Origin of the sequence: Flavobacterium sp. CS20, assembly GCF_018080005.1 — a bacterium.
Lineage (GTDB): Bacteria > Bacteroidota > Bacteroidia > Flavobacteriales > Flavobacteriaceae > Psychroflexus.
In genome coordinates this window covers 8,924-26,460 of record NZ_CP073015.1, presented here as the reverse complement: position 1 = coordinate 26,460, position 17,537 = coordinate 8,924, and the positions used below count along the sequence as shown (strand labels likewise).

General features: G+C 37.9%; 8 protein-coding genes. 2 read left to right on the top strand and 6 right to left on the bottom strand.

Translation table 11 applies throughout. The features are described 5' to 3' along the window. Window positions 1-30: 30 nt before the first annotated feature. Together IGB25_RS00090 and IGB25_RS00085 are read right to left on the bottom strand one after the other, a co-directional pair. Window positions 31-183 carry a hypothetical protein gene (locus tag IGB25_RS00090; RefSeq protein ID WP_211065635.1) on the bottom strand — a complete coding sequence of 51 codons (153 nt, stop codon included), beginning with the start codon at window positions 181-183 and terminating at the stop codon, window positions 31-33. A 246-nt stretch (window positions 184-429) separates the two neighbouring features. Beyond that, window positions 430-960: a hypothetical protein gene (locus tag IGB25_RS00085; RefSeq protein ID WP_211065634.1), complete on the bottom strand. Its 531-nt coding sequence runs from the start codon at window positions 958-960 to the stop codon at window positions 430-432. An 845-nt stretch (window positions 961-1,805) separates the two neighbouring features. On the opposite strand from IGB25_RS00085, the gene IGB25_RS00080 reads away from it, so the two are divergent. Next, a complete protein-coding gene (locus IGB25_RS00080) occupies window positions 1,806-2,312 on the top strand; it encodes a hypothetical protein (RefSeq protein WP_247653548.1) in 507 nt (168 codons plus the stop codon). A 352-nt stretch (window positions 2,313-2,664) separates the two neighbouring features. Beyond that, window positions 2,665-3,549 carry a lysophospholipid acyltransferase family protein gene (locus tag IGB25_RS00075; protein WP_211065633.1) on the top strand — a complete coding sequence of 295 codons (885 nt, stop codon included), beginning with the start codon at window positions 2,665-2,667 and terminating at the stop codon, window positions 3,547-3,549. A gap of 10 nt (window positions 3,550-3,559) precedes the next feature. On the opposite strand, the gene IGB25_RS14550 is transcribed toward IGB25_RS00075, so the two are convergent. Genes IGB25_RS14550 through IGB25_RS00060 form a run of 4 tightly spaced genes read right to left on the bottom strand, consistent with a single transcriptional unit; the run spans window position 3,560 to window position 17,488 of the window. Then, complete coding sequence (locus tag IGB25_RS14550; protein WP_247653764.1) at window positions 3,560-3,742, bottom strand: SPOR domain-containing protein; 183 nt, start codon at window positions 3,740-3,742, stop codon at window positions 3,560-3,562. Window positions 3,743-3,759: 17 nt separating this feature from the next. Then, window positions 3,760-5,895: an OmpA family protein gene (locus tag IGB25_RS00070; RefSeq protein WP_247653547.1), complete on the bottom strand. Its 2,136-nt coding sequence runs from the start codon at window positions 5,893-5,895 to the stop codon at window positions 3,760-3,762. A 3-nt stretch (window positions 5,896-5,898) separates the two neighbouring features. Further along, complete coding sequence (locus IGB25_RS00065; RefSeq protein ID WP_211065632.1) at window positions 5,899-6,834, bottom strand: type IX secretion system membrane protein PorP/SprF; 936 nt, start codon at window positions 6,832-6,834, stop codon at window positions 5,899-5,901. 1 nt (window position 6,835) lies between these two features. Next, a complete protein-coding gene (locus tag IGB25_RS00060; protein WP_211065631.1) occupies window positions 6,836-17,488 on the bottom strand; it encodes an SdrD B-like domain-containing protein in 10,653 nt (3,550 codons plus the stop codon). Window positions 17,489-17,537 lie beyond the last annotated feature (49 nt).

Sequence of the window (17,537 nt, the reverse complement as noted above, 5' to 3'; positions counted from 1 at the left end):
TTTAGCTTTAACCTCCTGTATAGGCTGTGCTTAAGGCTGTTGTGTTTTGTAATGTTGCTGTTTTTGTTGGTAAGATGGTGCACGTCGTATCGGGATAGCATGGCGATCTTTAAAAATAGCATTGCTGGCTACTCGTCCTAAATCTCGACCCACTTGATTGATGGCACTTTGTAAAAATCCCATAGGCTAAACTTTAATAAGTTAAAAGTTCTAAATTATAGAATTTAACACAAATAGCGTTTAAAATAATATAAAATAACCTGTGTTCAATTTAAACAACTCAATTATATAAAGTTTTAAAATTGAGCGTTTTGTAAGTAAAACGGAGAAAAATAACAGCGAAATTTAGACTAAAATTATAACTCAGTTATATTTTCTTTGGTCAATCTAAGGTTAAAATAGCCTTGTTTTTTTACTATCAAAATAGTTTCAAGAAATCATTTCAAAAGCCTTTCCAATAATATTATCGCTATCCAAATTTTGCATAGACACTTTAATATCATAATGCTCCTGAATATGTCGCCTAATAACTAAACCAAACTTAGGTATCCCAATATCTTCTTTCATAGATTGGTACTCAAATTTAGCTCGATTTTGACTATAGTTCATAAACGTTTTAAACATTTGTAAGCTATATATTACGGGTAAACCAGAATCTTTAAAATAAACTTCCAATTTATTTAATTGATCTTCAATACTTGTCAGCGTTGGTTGGTCAATATCAGATTTGCGTATAAGAAGTTTTTTTAAGCAAAAGTAGTTGTATTCTTCAATCTCAAGTTTAAGATAATCAGCAATCTCGTTGGTGAATAAATATTGTCTATGTCCTACACTTGCAGAACAATAAATTTCATCATAATATTTTTTAGCAGTTTTATGGCATACATTTAATACATAAGCAAGTTCTATAGGTTGTATAACCCGAATTTTACTTTGATATGTTGCATTTGATGCTTTCACCGCTAGGTCTTTTATGTTAAACCTGATTTAAAAACTTCTGCTTGTTAATAATATGTTAAAATATTTAATTTGTTTTTTATAAACTCAATATCAAATACTTAAAACACAAAAACGCACATCAGCAAACCTAACAAACAATTATAAAACAAGTTGTGACAAGTAAAATCCCAACAAAATCAAGCACTAATAAAACACCACTAAAAACTACCCACTACCAACTACCCACTAAAAACTACCAACTAAAAACTACCCACTACCAACTACCCACTAATTTCCTCCTACCCTCAAGTATAGCTTAAGTATGGTTAAAGTATCAAAACAAGAAACTTGTTAAATTGGAAAAAAAGATGTTAAAATGGAAAATAATCCGAGTATAAAAAAAATATCCCTTGATATAAGAAATACTACTTACTATTGAGAAAATTGTTAAAATTAGTTTGTATCAAGCATCTACATTTGTTCTTGCAACACCGAAGAGCGGATTGTCTATTTTAAAAGTTAATCCCAACATGTTATCCGGATAAAGGATTGACGAAGCTTCAAGACAAAAAGCTCAACGGCTTGCAAAACTTTTAGTTTAATTTTTAAATAATAATAAGATAGCCCAACAAAAGTCATTAATTAAAATCGAAGGCACTCTAGATGGGTTAACCTTCTACCGAGATCAAGACGGGAAATATCGTGTTAAGACCAAAAGTGGTATTTCAAAAAGTAGAATCAATAATGATCCTGCTTTTGAAAGAACCCGAGAAAACGGCAGAGAGTTTGCGGAAATTACCCAATCAGGTAAAAAATTACGTAGAGCTTTATCAACTTTATTGGCAGATGTTCAAGACAATACTAAAGTGTACAGATTAACCTCTGTGTTATCAAAAGTTAAAAACTTGGACACCACATCAATTCGTGGCGAACGTAAAGTAAGTTTAGGTTTAGCTACACCTGAAGGCAAAAACATACTCAAGTATTTTGACTTCAATGCTAAAGCGAGAATGGATGCCGTATTACGAACCGATTATCAATTGGACACAACCAATGCTGAAATCAGCATTCCAGAATTTGTACCACAGATTAATTTAAACACCCCACAAGGTGCAACTCACGTCGAAATAAGTGCCACATGGCTAAATTTTGACTTAGAAGCCAATTCTGGAGATATGGTGATAAGTAATAAAGAAAATTTGCAGATTGACAATAACGAAACTAATGTCATTCTCAGTTTTTCTCAAAGTCCTTCAAGTACTGGTATAGATTATTATCTGTTAAAAATAGCATTTTTTCAAGAGATTAATACACAACAGTACATACTCAATAACGGAGCGTTTAATGCCATGCAAATCATAGAGATCATCTAAGTATCGTTTGGCATATTTGTATAAAAGCTGTCTTAATTAAACCTAAGACAGCTTTTTTTATGAAATTAAATTTTAAGCATAAGCCTAAAATAACCTGTGTTCAAAATTTAAATAACTCGATTTGATAAAGCCATCAAATTGAGTGATTTTTCGGAATAAAACGGAATCCCAAAACTATGCTCGGAAATATCAAAATTAGGCTTGACAATGAAAACATAACTGTTGTCAATTCGTGTTTTTACTAAAATTCATTATGCTTTTAAGTCGAACTCACGTTAACTGTAGAAATATCTTGCATAAGTGTGAAACTTCAGAATGTCAAATATACATATCTTTGTAGCAAAATAAAGTCTTGTTCAAAGTCATTTACACTATTCTATATATCTTATTTAAGTCCATTTCGCTATTGCCTTTTAGGGTTATTTACATTATTTCAGATCTCTTTTACTTAATAACATTCTACGGTATTGGGTATCGAAAAAGAGTTGTGTTGGAAAATCTAAAACTTGCTTTTCCTGACTATGACCCATCGCATCGAAAAAGAATTGCTAAAGATTTTTACAAACATTTTTGTGATATTTTTCTTGAAATGATTAAACTTTTAAGCATTTCTGAAAGCGAAGTTTTGAAACGTTTTAAAATCAAAAACCCTGATATAATTAAAACAATTGAGGCAGAAAACAAATCTATTATTTTCTTATATGCTCATTATGCAAGCTTTGAATATTCTGCCGCTTTTACACTATATAAGCCTGACTTCAAGGGTTATGGTGTTTATAAACGCATAAGAAATAAAGCCGTGGATCAACTGATGAAAAAAATTAGAAGTCGATTTGGCGTAGAAATGATCGATAAAAATGACGTCCCAAAAATCATGATGAAAAATCAGGCTAATCATCAGAAAGCCATATATGGTATGATAGCTGACCAATCTCCAAAAGCCGATAACATTAAGCATTGGACTACTTTTTTAGGAGTTGAAACGCCTGTTTTTGTTGGAGCAGAAGTCCTTGCCAAACGCTTAGACCTTAGCGTGTGTTATATGAAAATAGAAAAGAGCAAACGCGGATTTTATGACGTCGAACTTATTCCTATTACTACTAAGGCTAATAAATTAAATAATTATGAGATTACTGACATTTATTTTAAACATTTAGAACAACAAATTTTAAAAAAACCTGCTTATTATTTTTGGTCTCATAAACGCTGGAAACATAAAAGGCATAATTTTAAATAAAAGACTTTTTTTAGTTTGATAAAATTATCCTATTTGGTCCTTCTAAACCCACAACAAATACCCCTTTTACACCTCTTGATTTAAGAGTGTTTTTATGTGCTTCGGCTTCTGAACGCGTAGAAAAAACACCAGAGAAATAGCGTGTATATCCATCTGAAAATTTGAAGTGATATTCTCCACTGACACTTGGAATGTCAATAACTTTTGAACTTAAGGATGCAGAATTTGAACAGTAAATATTTTTGGGCTATCTGATGAAAAATCATAAGTTTGGGTTACAACTTTTTTAGTTGGTGGTAGAGTTGAAGCTACATTTGATTTATCTTTATTTGCTTTTTCTTGTATTTGAGCATTTATATTAGCTCTCATCTCTGCTGGAGTTTCATTTTTGTTTAAAATGATAAATTCAGATCGACGGTTTAAAGCGTGTTCCTCTTCAGAGCATTCTACACCATTGCTACATTTATTGATCAATTGACTTTCGCCGTAGCCTTTTCCTGAAAGCCTATTAGAATTAATGCCTTGATTGATTAGATAATCAACGGTTGACTCCGCACGTTCTTGAGATAAAACCATATTATAATTATCACCTGCACGACTATCTGTATGCGAACGAATATCTATTTTCATCGAAGGATATTGTTTCATCAGTGTAGCAATTTTTTGAAGTTCTACACTGGCTTGAGATGTTATATTTGACTTATCTAACTCAAAATAAATCGGATCTAATTGAAGAATTTTTCTTAGGTCATCTCCTTTTTCAACTTTCTTAACACCAAGATTTTCACCAACTTCCATAAACACAACATCTTTGAAGTCTTTTTCATATGCATTAGTGGTTTTAAAAGGTTTTTCTGTTGTTTTATAACCATCTTTTTCAATTCTTACAATATATCTTTTATTGCATTCAACATCAAAATCATATTCGCCGTTGATATCTGATTTTGTAACTGAAAGTTGATTTAAATCAGCATCGAATAACTTTACTGTGACAGTGGCTATAGGTTCATTAGTATCTTTATCTCTAACTGTACCTGATAGATATTGTTTACATTTTGTTATTAATTCCTCGTTTTGAATAAATCTAAAAATATCATCTTCTTTAGCGTCTTCATTTCTGTTTGTGGCAAAAAAACCAATTTTGCTTTTTCCGTCTATAATAAAACTAATATCATCTTTAATACTATTTATAGGACGACCAACATTTAAAGGGTCTCCAAAGGTTTTATCGGTTTTAAGTTCACTCACAAAGACATCATAGCCTCCTAAACCTGGATGACCATTGGAAGAGAAAAACAATAGGCTGTCATTGCTTATGAAAGGAAAACTTTCACGCCCTTTTGTATTGACTTTAGAACCTAAATTGATAGGCTCACCAAAACTGCCATCACTATTAATATCAACTACAAAGATATCAGACTTTCCTTTTGTTCCAGGCATGTTAGAAGCAAAATAAAGTTTGTCTTCATCTGGGCTTAAAGCAGGATGAGCTGACGAGTAATCATCACTATTAAATGGTAATTCTTCTGGGGTTTGCCATTCTCCATTTTTGTCTTTTTTCGCTCTATAAATTTTAAGGAAGTTAATGCCTGATTTACTCTTTTTATATTTGTTATCAGAGAAATTATTTCTTGTAAAGTAAATCGTTTTACCGTCTGATGTAATCGTCGCCGAAGCCTCGTGAAATTTAGAATTTATAACATCACTTAAAGGTTTTGGTTGAGATAATGGCGTAAATTGTTCATCAACCTCAACTTCATAGAGGTCTAAAAAAGGTTGGTTGTTCCATTCATGGATGCGTTGGTCTGCATCAGCTCGTTTTCTATTGGAAGCAAAAATGATTTTGCCTTTTGCAAATTTTGGTGCAAAATCTGATAAATCTGAATTAATAGAAATGGTGTCTAAAGTAAATTTACCAAACTGTAATTCAATCAATTTTAAATAGTCTTGTTGTTCATCAATTATCCCAATATCTGAATCAGTCTGAGTTATTGAGTCATATTTTTTCATGATTTTAGAGGCTTCAACGTATCTTTCTTCTCCTCTTAAAGATTGTGAATATCTAAATAAATAATCTGCGTTAAGCGATTCTGAAAAATCGTATAGTTTTTGATACCATTTTGCCGCATTTTCTAAGTCGTTGTTGAAATAGTAAGAATCACCTAATTTTTTAAAAAGATTCTCAGATTCATAGCCTGCTTTTGCAACTTCTAAATAAATTTGTTGTGCATCGATGTAGGCAAAATTTTCAAATTTCTTATTCGCTTCATTAAGCTTATCGATTTGTGAAAAACCTAATAAAGGCAATAAAATTATAATTGTTAGTATATAGTAATTTGTTTTCATAATCTAGAAAAATCTAGGAGTGTACATTTTTTTATACCTTTTAAATAGTTCATATCTAAAAAATATTTCAAAACTTCCGTCGTTAAAGTTAACCAATTCTGATGTATCTCTATCATAAGAAAAACCAATTAAAAATGCGTCTGATATTTGATAAGTTGATAACACACTATAGGCCGATGATAAGCGATAAGCTCCTCCTAATGAAAATTTATCATTGATTAAAAAATTGGCGGATAAATCTAATCGTACTGGTGATCCGCTAACAAATCGTGTAAGTATAGATGGCTTTAGTTTAACATTATCATTTATATCAAAAACATAACCCGCAGTTAAATAATAGTGTAGTCTTTCTTTGGCAACTGATACTGCACCTTGATTGTCGTCATAATATTCAGTTCTCAAAAGTTTAGGCACACTTAAACTTACATAATAAATATCATTATATAGCATTGCTCCTAAACCGACTTGCGGGGATAATTTAGTCTCTACATCATTTTGAAAGTTTGGATCTGTTGGGTCAAATATATTTAATTCTGAAAAATTGATATCAAAAATATCTGCTCCAGCACTGACACCTAAGCTTAAACTTGTATATCTATCAATTGGAAGTATATAGCTGTAATTTCCATTAAAACGAGTCGTTGTAGCAGGACCGATTTTATCGTGAACTATATTAAGACCAAGCCCCATTTGTCCGTCTCTAATTGGTGAATGCACACTTAAGGTTTGTGTTTCAGGAGCACCATCAATACCTAACCATTGAGACCTGTGCAAAAGACTTGCGCTTAAAACATTTCTCGTACCAGCATAAGCAGGATTTATAGTCATGGTGTTAAACATATATTGTGTAAAACTAGGGTCTTGCTGAGCTATTGATTTAAAGCTCAATAAAAGCAAAATCATTAGAATTCCTATATGTTTTATGACTTTAATATGCATTTTAATTAATATATAAATAACCTTGCCGTTTAGTTGTTCTACCGTCTGAATCAGTATAATTTAAAATATAAAAATAAGTCCCTGAGGGTAATTTCTCGCTTTTTCGAATGGTAATTCTTCCATCACTAAAGCCTCTAAAAAGATTATCATTACTTCCGTAATCACGGGTTTCATAAACCCTAACGCCATTCCTATTAAATATTTCTATACTGTTAGTTTCAAACTGCTCTAATCCTTCAATTCTTAAAAAATCATTTTTACCATCACCATTTGGAGAAACTGCATTATAAACAATAACTTCTCGCTCAGCAAAAAATCCATCAACTTCATGAAATGTTTCATTTGGGTTTAGTGTAGTTACAGTTGGGTTAGTACCTTCGGTTTGAGTTGCATTAGTTGGAAAGTCAGGGTCTGACTCATCTATTGTACTTATCACACCACCAGCTAATACATCTGAAGTCCAATCTCCGTTTGAATCAGATACTACCGTTTGTATAAAGCCAGAATCTTCTTCAATTTCAATAGAAATGTCGGCAATTCCTTGTTCTGTAGGATCTTGAATGCCATTACCATTTTCATCTAAATATATTCTCCCAGTTAATGTGGCAAATTGATTTTCTTCTTCGACAAAAAAACCGTCATTCTCACTAAAAGTTATTGCATTTGGAACAACTAAAGTCATCGTCGGATCAGTGCCTTCGGTTTGTGTCGCTCCTGTTGGGAAGTCAGTATCGGTTTCATCGATATCGCTTTCGGTATTGCCTGTTGGTACGATTACAGACCAATCTCCATTGGCATCTGTGGTTACGGTTTGAGTGTTGTTTTGGCTATCGGTAATCAAAACATCGACATCTGCTAAATCCATTTCTCCTACATCTTGCGTGCCGTTGCCGTTGGCATCCAAATACAAATGTCCTGTTAACGTGCCTGTATCATTTGAATCAGGAACAAAGAAACCGTCGTTTTCACTAAAACTTGTTGTGTTTGGAACGACTAAAGTCATCGTCGGATCTGTGCCTTCGGTTTGTGTTGCACCTGTTGGAAAATCAGTATCGGTTTCATCAATATCGCTTTCGGTATTGCCTGTTGGAACTACAACAGACCAATCGCCATTAGCATCTGTGGTTACGGTTTGAACATTGTTTTGGCTATCGGTAATCAAAACATCGACGTCAACTAAATCCAATTCTCCTACATCTTGCGTGCCATTGCCATTGGCATCCAAATACAAATGTCCTGTTAGTGTTCCTGTATCATTAGGGTCTGGAACAAAGAAACCGTCGTTTTCACTAAAAGTTATTGCATTTGGAACAACTAAAGTCATCGTCGGATCAGTGCCTTCGGTTTGTGTCGCTCCTACAGGAAAATCAGTATCGGTTTCATCAATATCGCTTTCGGTATTGCCTGTTGGAACTACAACAGACCAATCGCCATTAGCATCTGTGGTTACGATTTGAACATTGTTTTGGCTATCGGTAATCAAAACATCAACATCTGCTAAATCTAATTCTCCTGCGTCTTGCGTGCCATTGCCATTGGCATCCAAATACAAATGTCCTGTTAGTGTTCCTGTATCATTTGGGTCTGGAACAAAGAAACCGTCATTCTCACTAAAAGTTATTGCATTTGGAACAACTAAAGTCATCGTCGGATCAGTGCCTTCGGTTTGTGTTGCACCTGTTGGGAAGTCAGTATCAGTTTCATCAATATCGCTTTCGGTATTGCCTGTTGGTACGATTACTGACCAATCGCCATTGGCATCTGTGGTAACCGTTTGAGTGTTGTTTTGGCTATCGGTAATCAAAACATCGACATCTGCTAAATCCAATTCTCCTGCGTCTTGCGTGCCATTGCCGTTGACATCCAAATACAAATGTCCTGTTAAAGTGCCTGTTTCATTAGGGTCTGGAACAAAGAAACCGTCATTCTCACTAAAAGTTATTGCGTTTGGAACGACTAAAGTCATCGTCGGATCAGTGCCTTCGGTTTGTGTCGCTCCTGTTGGGAAGTCAGTATCAGTTTCATCGATATCGCTTTCGGTATTGCCAGTTGAAACTACAACAAACCAATCGCCATTGGCATCTGTGGCTACGGTTTGAACATTGTTTTGGCTATCGGTAATCAAAACATCCACATCTGCTAAATCCAATTCTCCTACATCTTGCGTGCCATTGCCGTTGGCATCCAAATATAAATGTCCTGTTAGTGTTCCCGTATCATTAGAATCAGGAACAAAGAAACCGTCGTTTTCACTAAAACTTGTTGTGTTTGGAACGACTAAAGTCATCGTCGGATCAGTGCCTTCGGTTTGTATAGCACCTATTGGAAAATCAGTATCGGTTTCATCAATGTCGCTTTCGGTATTGCCTGTTGGTACGATTACTGACCAATCGCCATTAGCATCTGTGGTTACGGTTTGAGTGTTGTTTTGGTTATCGGTAATCAAAACATCAACATCTGCTAAATCCAATTCTCCTACATCTTGCGTGCCATTGCCGTTGACATCCAAATACAGATGTCCTGTTAAAGTGCCTGTTTCATTTGGGTCTGGAACAAAGAAACCGTCATTCTCACTAAAAGTTATTGCGTTTGGAACAACTAAAGTCATCGTCGGATCTGTGCCTTCGGTTTGTGTTGCACCTGTAGGAAAATCGGCATCGGTTTCATCAATGTCGCTTTCGGTATTGCCTGTTGGTACGATTACTGACCAATCGCCATTGGCATCTGTGGTAACCGTTTGAACATTGTTTTGGCTATCGGTAATCAAAACATCCACATCTGCTAAATCCAATTCTCCTGCGTCTTGCGTGCCATTGCCATTGGCATCCAAATACAAATGTCCTGTTAAAGTGCCTGTTTCATTTGGGTCTGGAACAAAGAAACCGTCATTCTCACTAAAAGTTATTGCGTTTGGAACAACTAAAGTCATCGTCGGATCTGTGCCTTCGGTTTGTGTTGCACCTGTAGGAAAATCGGCATCGGTTTCATCAATGTCGCTTTCGGTATTGCCTGTTGGTACGATTACTGACCAATCGCCATTAGCATCTGTTGCTACGGTTTGAGTGTTGTTTTGGCTATCGGTAATCAAAACATCGACATCTGCTAAATCCAATTCTCCTGCGTCTTGCGTGCCATTGCCGTTGGCATCCAAATACAAATGTCCTGTTAGTGTTCCCGTATCATTAGGGTCTGGAACAAAGAAACCGTCGTTTTCACTAAAAGTTATTGCATTTGGAACAACTAAAGTCATCGTCGGATCAGTGCCTTCGGTTTGTGTCGCTCCCACAGGAAAATCAGTATCGGTTTCATCGATATCGCTTATCGTATTGCCAGTTGGAACGATTACTGACCAATCGCCATTAGCATCTGTGACTACGGTTTGAGTGTTGTTTTGGCTATCAGTAATCAAAACATCCACATCTGCTAAATCTAATTCTCCTGCGTCTTGCGTGCCATTGCCGTTGGCATCCAAATACAAATGTCCTGTTAAAGTGCCTGTTTCATTAGGGTCTGGAACAAAAAAACCGTCATTCTCACTAAAACTTGTTGCGTTTGGAACAACTAAAGTCATCGTCGGATCAGTGCCTTCGGTTTGTGTCGCTCCCACAGGAAAATCAGTATCGGTTTCATCGATATCGCTTATCGTATTGCCAGTTGGTACGATTACTGACCAATCGCCATTAGCATCTGTGACTACGGTTTGAGTGTTGTTTTGGCTATCGGTAATCAAAACATCGACATCTGCTAAATCTAATTCTCCTGCGTCTTGCGTGCCGTTGCCGTTGGCATCCAAATACAAATGTCCTGTTAAAGTGCCTGTTTCATTAAGGTCTGGAACAAAGAAACCGTCATTCTCACTAAAACTTGTTGCGTTTGGAACGACTAAAGTCATCGTCGGATCAGTGCCTTCGGTTTGTGTTGCACCTGTTGGGAAGTCAGTATCAGTTTCATCAATATCGCTTTCGGTATTGCCTGTTGCTACGATTGCTGTCCAATCGCCATTAGCATCTGTTGCTACGGTTTGAGTGTTGTTTTGGCTATCGGTAATCAAAACATCGACATCTGCTAAATCCATTTCTCCTGCGTCTTGCGTGCCATTGCCGTTGGCATCCAAATACAAATGTCCTGTTAAAGTGCCTGTTTCATTAAGGTCTGGAACAAAGAAACCGTCATTCTCACTAAAACTTGTTGCGTTTGGAACGACTAAAGTCATCGTCGGATCAGTGCCTTCGGTTTGTGTTGCACCTGTTGGGAAGTCAGTATCGGTTTCATCGATATCGCTTTCGGTATTGCCTGTTGCTACGATTGCTGTCCAATCGCCATTAGCATCTGTTGCTACGGTTTGAGTGTTGTTTTGACTATCGGTAATCAAAACATCCACATCTGCTAAATCCAATTCTCCTGCGTCTTGCGTGCCATTGCCGTTGGCATCCAAATACAAATGTCCTGTTAACGTGCCTGTTTCATTTGGGTCTGGAACAAAGAAACCGTCATTCTCACTAAAACTTGTTGCATTTGGAATCACCGTTGTGGTAGTTGGATCTGTACCTTCGGTTTGTGTTGCACCTGTTGGGAAGTCAGTATCAGTTTCATCGATATCGCTTTCGGTATTGCCTGTTGAAACTACAACAGACCAATCGCCATTAGCATCTGTTGCTACGGTTTGAGTGTTGTTTTGACTATCGGTAATCAAAATATCAACATCTGCTAAATCCAATTCTCCTGCGTCTTGCGTGCCATTGCCGTTGGCATCCAAATACAGATGTCCTGTTAAACTGCCTGTATCATTTGGGTCTGGAACAAAGAAACCGTCATTCTCACTGAAACTTGTTGCGTTTGGAATCACCGTTGTGGTAGTTGGATCTGTACCTTCGGTTTGTGTTGCACCTGCAGGAAAATCAGTATCGGTTTCATCGATGTCGCTTTCGGTATTGCCTGTTGGAACTACAACAGACCAATCGCCATTAGCATTTGTGGTAACCGTTTGAACATTGTTTTGGCTATCGGTAATCAAAACATCCACATCTGCTAAATCCATTTCTCCTGCGTCTTGCGTGCCGTTGCCGTTGACATCCAAATACAAATGTCCTGTAAGTGTTCCTGTTTCATTAGAATCAGGAACAAAGAAACCGTCGTTTTCACTAAAACTTGTTGCGTTTGGAACGACTAAAGTCATCGTCGGATCAGTGCCTTCGGTTTGTATAGCTCCTGTTGGAAAATCAGTATCGGTTTCATCAATGTCGCTTTCGGTATTGCCTGTTGGTACGATTACTGTCCAATCGCCATTAGCATTTGTGGTTACGGTTTGAACATTGTTTTGGCTATCGGTAATCAAAACATCGACGTCAACTAAATCCAATTCTCCTGCGTCTTGCGTGCCGTTGCCGTTGGCATCCAAATACAAATGTCCTGTTAAAGTGCCTGTTTCATTAAGGTCTGGAACAAAGAAACCGTCATTCTCACTAAAACTTGTTGCGTTTGGAACGACTAAAGTCATCGTCGGATCAGTACCTTCGGTTTGTGTTGCACCTGTTGGGAAGTCAGTATCAGTTTCATCAATATCGCTTATCGTATTGCCTGTTGGTACGATTACTGACCAATCGCCATTGGCATCTGTGGTAACCGTTTGAACATTGTTTTGGCTATCGGTAATCAAAACATCCACATCTGCTAAATCCAATTCTCCTGCGTCTTGCGTGCCGTTGCCGTTGGCATCCAAATACAAATGTCCTGTTAAAGTGCCTGTTTCATTAGGGTCTGGAACAAAGAAACCGTCGTTTTCACTAAAACTTGTTGCGTTTGGAACAACTAAAGTCATCGTCGGATCAGTGCCTTCGGTTTGTGTTGCACCTGTTGGGAAGTCAGTATCAGTTTCATCAATATTGCTTATCGTATTGCCTGTTGGTACGATTACTGACCAATCGCCATTGGCATCTGTGGTTACGGTTTGAACATTGTTTTGGCTATCGGTAATCAAAACATCGACGTCAACTAAATCCAATTCTCCTGCGTCTTGCGTGCCGTTGCCGTTGGCATCCAAATACAAATGTCCTGTAAGTGTTCCTGTTTCATTAGGGTCTGGAACAAAAAAACCGTCGTTTTCACTAAAACTTGTTGCGTTTGGAACAACTAAAGTCATCGTCGGATCTGTGCCTTCGGTTTGTATAGCACCTATTGGAAAATCAGTATCGGTTTCATCAATGTCGCTTTCGGTATTGCCTGTTGGTACGATTACTGACCAATCGCCATTAGCATCTGTGGTTACGGTTTGAACATTGTTTTGGCTATCGGTAATCAAAACATCGACATCTGCTAAATCCATTTCTCCTGCGTCTTGCGTGCCATTGCCGTTGGCATCCAAATACAAATGTCCTGTTAAAGTGCCTGTTTCATTAAGGTCTGGAACAAAGAAACCGTCATTCTCACTAAAACTTGTTGCGTTTGGAACGACTAAAGTCATCGTCGGATCAGTGCCTTCGGTTTGTGTTGCACCTGTTGGGAAGTCAGTATCAGTTTCATCGATATCGCTTTCGGTATTGCCAGTTGAAACTACAACAAACCAATCGCCATTGGCATCTGTGGCTACGGTTTGAACATTGTTTTGGCTATCGGTAATCAAAACATACACATCTGCTAAATCCAATTCTCCTGCGTCTTGCGTGCCATTGCCGTTGGCATCCAAATACAAATGTCCTGTTAAAGTACCTGTTTCATTAGAATCAGGAACAAAGAAACCGTCGTTTTCACTAAAACTTGTTGTATTTGGAATCACCGTTGTGGTAGTTGGATCAGTGCCTTCGGTTTGTGTTGCACCTGTTGGGAAGTCAGTATCAGTTTCATCAATGTCGCTTTCGGTATTGCCAGTTGGTACGATTACTGACCAATCGCCATTAGCATTTGTAGTAACCGCTTGAACATTATTTTGGCTATCGGTAATCAAAACATCAACATCTGCTAAATCCATTTCTCCTGCGTCTTGCGTGCCGTTGCCGTTGACATCCAAATACAAATGTCCTGTTAGTGTTCCTGTTTCATTTGGGTCTGGAACAAAGAAACCGTCATTCTCACTAAAACTTGTTGCATTTGGAATCACCGTTGTGGTAGTTGGATCTGTACCTTCGGTTTGTGTTGCACCTGTTGGAAAATCAGCATCGGTTTCATCAATATCGCTTATCGTATTGCCTGTTGAAACTACAACAGACCAATCGCCATTAGCATTTGTGGTTACGGTTTGAACATTGTTTTGGCTATCGGTAATCAAAACATCGACATCTGCTAAATCCAATTCTCCTGCGTCTTGCGTGCCGTTGCCGTTGGCATCCAAATACAAATGTCCTGTTAAAGTGCCTGTTTCATTAGGGTCTGGAACAAAGAAACCGTCATTCTCACTAAAACTTGTTGCGTTTGGAACGACTAAAGTCATCGTCGGATCAGCACCTTCGGTTTGTGTTGCACCTGTTGGGAAGTCAGTATCAGTTTCATCAATATCGCTTATCGTATTGCCTGTTGGTACGATTACTGACCAATCGCCATTGGCATCTGTGGTTACGGTTTGAACATTATTTTGGCTATCAGTAATCAAAACATCGACATCTGCTAAATCCAATTCTCCTGCGTCTTGCGTGCCATTGCCGTTGACATCCAAATACAAATGTCCTGTTAAAGTGCCTGTTTCATTAGGGTCTGGAACAAAGAAACCGTCATTCTCACTAAAAGTTATTGCGTTTGGAACGACTAAAGTCATCGTCGGATCTGTGCCTTCGGTTTGTATAGCTCCTACAGGAAAATCAGCATCGGTTTCATCAATGTCGCTTTCGGTATTGCCTGTTGGTACGATTACTGACCAATCGCCATTGGCATCTGTGGTAACCGTTTGAGTGTTGTTTTGGCTATCGGTAATCAAAACATCGACATCTGCTAAATCCAATTCTCCTGCGTCTTGCATGCCATTGCCGTTGGCATCCAAATACAAATGTCCTGTTAAAGTGCCTGTTTCATTAGGGTCTGGAACAAAGAAACCGTCATTCTCACTAAAAGTTATTGCGTTTGGAACGACTAAAGTCATCGTCGGATCTGTGCCTTCGGTTTGTATAGCTCCTACAGGAAAATCAGCATCGGTTTCATCAATGTCGCTTTCGGTATTGCCTGTTGGTACGATTACTGACCAATCGCCATTGGCATCTGTGGTAACCGTTTGAGTGTTGTTTTGGCTATCGGTAATCAAAACATCGACATCTGCTAAATCCAATTCTCCTGCGTCTTGCATGCCATTGCCGTTGGCATCCAAATACAAATGTCCTGTTAAAGTACCTGTTTCATTAGAATCAGGAACAAAGAAACCGTCGTTTTCACTAAAACTTGTTGTATTTGGAACGACTAAAGTCATCGTTGGATCAGTGCCTTCGGTTTGTGTCGCTCCTGTTGGAAAATCAGTATCGGTTTCATCGATGTCGCTTTCGGTATTGCCAGTTGGAACTACAACAGACCAATCGCCATTGGCATCTGTGGCTACGGTTTGAACATTGTTTTGGCTATCGGTAATCAAAACATCGACATCTGCTAAATCCATTTCTCCTGCGTCTTGCGTGCCATTGCCGTTGGCATCCAAATACAAATGTCCTGTTAACGTGCCTGTATCATTTGGGTCTGGAACAAAAAAACCGTCGTTTTCACTAAAACTTGTTGCGTTTGGAACGACTAAAGTCATCGTCGGATCTGTGCCTTCGGTTTGTATAGCACCTATTGGAAAATCAGTATCGGTTTCATCAATATCGCTTTCGGTATTGCCTGTTGGTACGATTACTGCCCAATCGCCATTAGCATCTGTGGTTACGGTTTGAGTGTTGTTTTGGCTATCGGTAATCAAAACATCGACGTCAGCTAAATCCAATTCTCCTGCGTCTTGCGTGCCATTGCCGTTGGCATCCAAATACAAATGTCCTGTTAAAGTGCCTGTTTCATTAAGGTCTGGAACAAAGAAACCGTCATTCTCACTAAAACTTGTTGCGTTTGGAACGACTAAAGTCATCGTCGGATCAGTGCCTTCGGTTTGTGTTGCACCTGTTGGGAAGTCAGTATCAGTTTCATCAATATCGCTTTCGGTATTGCCTGTTGGTACGATTACTGACCAATCGCCATTGGCATCTGTGGTAACCGTTTGAGTGTTGTTTTGGCTATCGGTAATCAAAACATCGACATCTGCTAAATCCAATTCTCCTGCGTCTTGCATGCCATTGCCGTTGGCATCCAAATACAAATGTCCTGTTAACGTGCCTGTATCATTTGGGTCTGGAACAAAAAAACCGTCGTTTTCACTAAAACTTGTTGCGTTTGGAACGACTAAAGTCATCGTCGGATCTGTGCCTTCGGTTTGTATAGCACCTATTGGAAAATCAGTATCGGTTTCATCAATATCGCTTTCGGTATTGCCTGTTGGTACGATTACTGCCCAATCGCCATTAGCATCTGTGGTTACGGTTTGAGTGTTGTTTTGGCTATCGGTAATCAAAACATCGACGTCAGCTAAATCCAATTCTCCTGCGTCTTGCGTGCCATTGCCGTTGGCATCCAAATACAAATGTCCTGTTAAAGTGCCTGTTTCATTAAGGTCTGGAACAAAGAAACCGTCATTCTCACTAAAACTTGTTGCGTTTGGAACGACTAAAGTCATCGTCGGATCAGTGCCTTCGGTTTGTGTTGCACCTGTTGGGAAGTCAGTATCAGTTTCATCAATATCGCTTTCGGTATTGCCTGTTGGTACGATTACTGACCAATCGCCATTGGCATCTGTGGTAACCGTTTGAGTGTTGTTTTGGCTATCGGTAATCAAAACATCGACATCTGCTAAATCCAATTCTCCTGCGTCTTGCATGCCATTGCCGTTGGCATCCAAATACAAATGTCCTGTTAAACTGCCTGTATCATTTGGGTCTGGAACAAAGAAACCGTCTGTTTCTGAAAATATTCCGGCTCCTATAATTGCTGTAGTAGTAGGATTTGTGCCTTCAGTTTGAATAGCTCCAGTAGGAAAATCTGGGTCAGATTCATCAATTGTAGATGTAACGTTACCAGCTAATACATCTGCGTTCCATTCACCATTTGCATCTGTAACTACATTAAAAGAGTTGCCAAAAGCATCATCAATTTGAACATCTATATTAGGAATACCAGATTCTCCTGTATCTTGAGTGCCGTTACCATTGACGTCAAAATAAACTAAGCCATTTATATTACCTATTAAAGCATAACCATCATTACCCGCGTCAGTTACAGAATTATCGGCCACATCAACTAAAGTTGGATCGTCTCCTTCCGTTTGAATGAAACCTGCTGGAAGATCTGTTGTTTGTATAAAAACAAGCGTATTACCAGGAATAACAACTTTTGACCAGTCACCATTAGCATCAGTAGTAGTAGTTGAACCTGTGTTATTACTATCAATAACAATCACCACGATATTTTCTAAACCATTTTCACCTGCATCTTGAATACCGTTACCATTATCATCTTGATAAACTCTGCCTTCGATTGTAGCAGTAGCGTTTAGTGCCTGAAAGAAGTTATTAAATGGATTTAAAGGAGACAAAACCTGACTGTATGCACCAAAAATAGGCAAACAAAATAAACTGATTAGTAAAATAAACCCCTTATTCATACGCTCCAAATATAGGTAATAGAATTAAAAAACTAAGAATCAAAACATT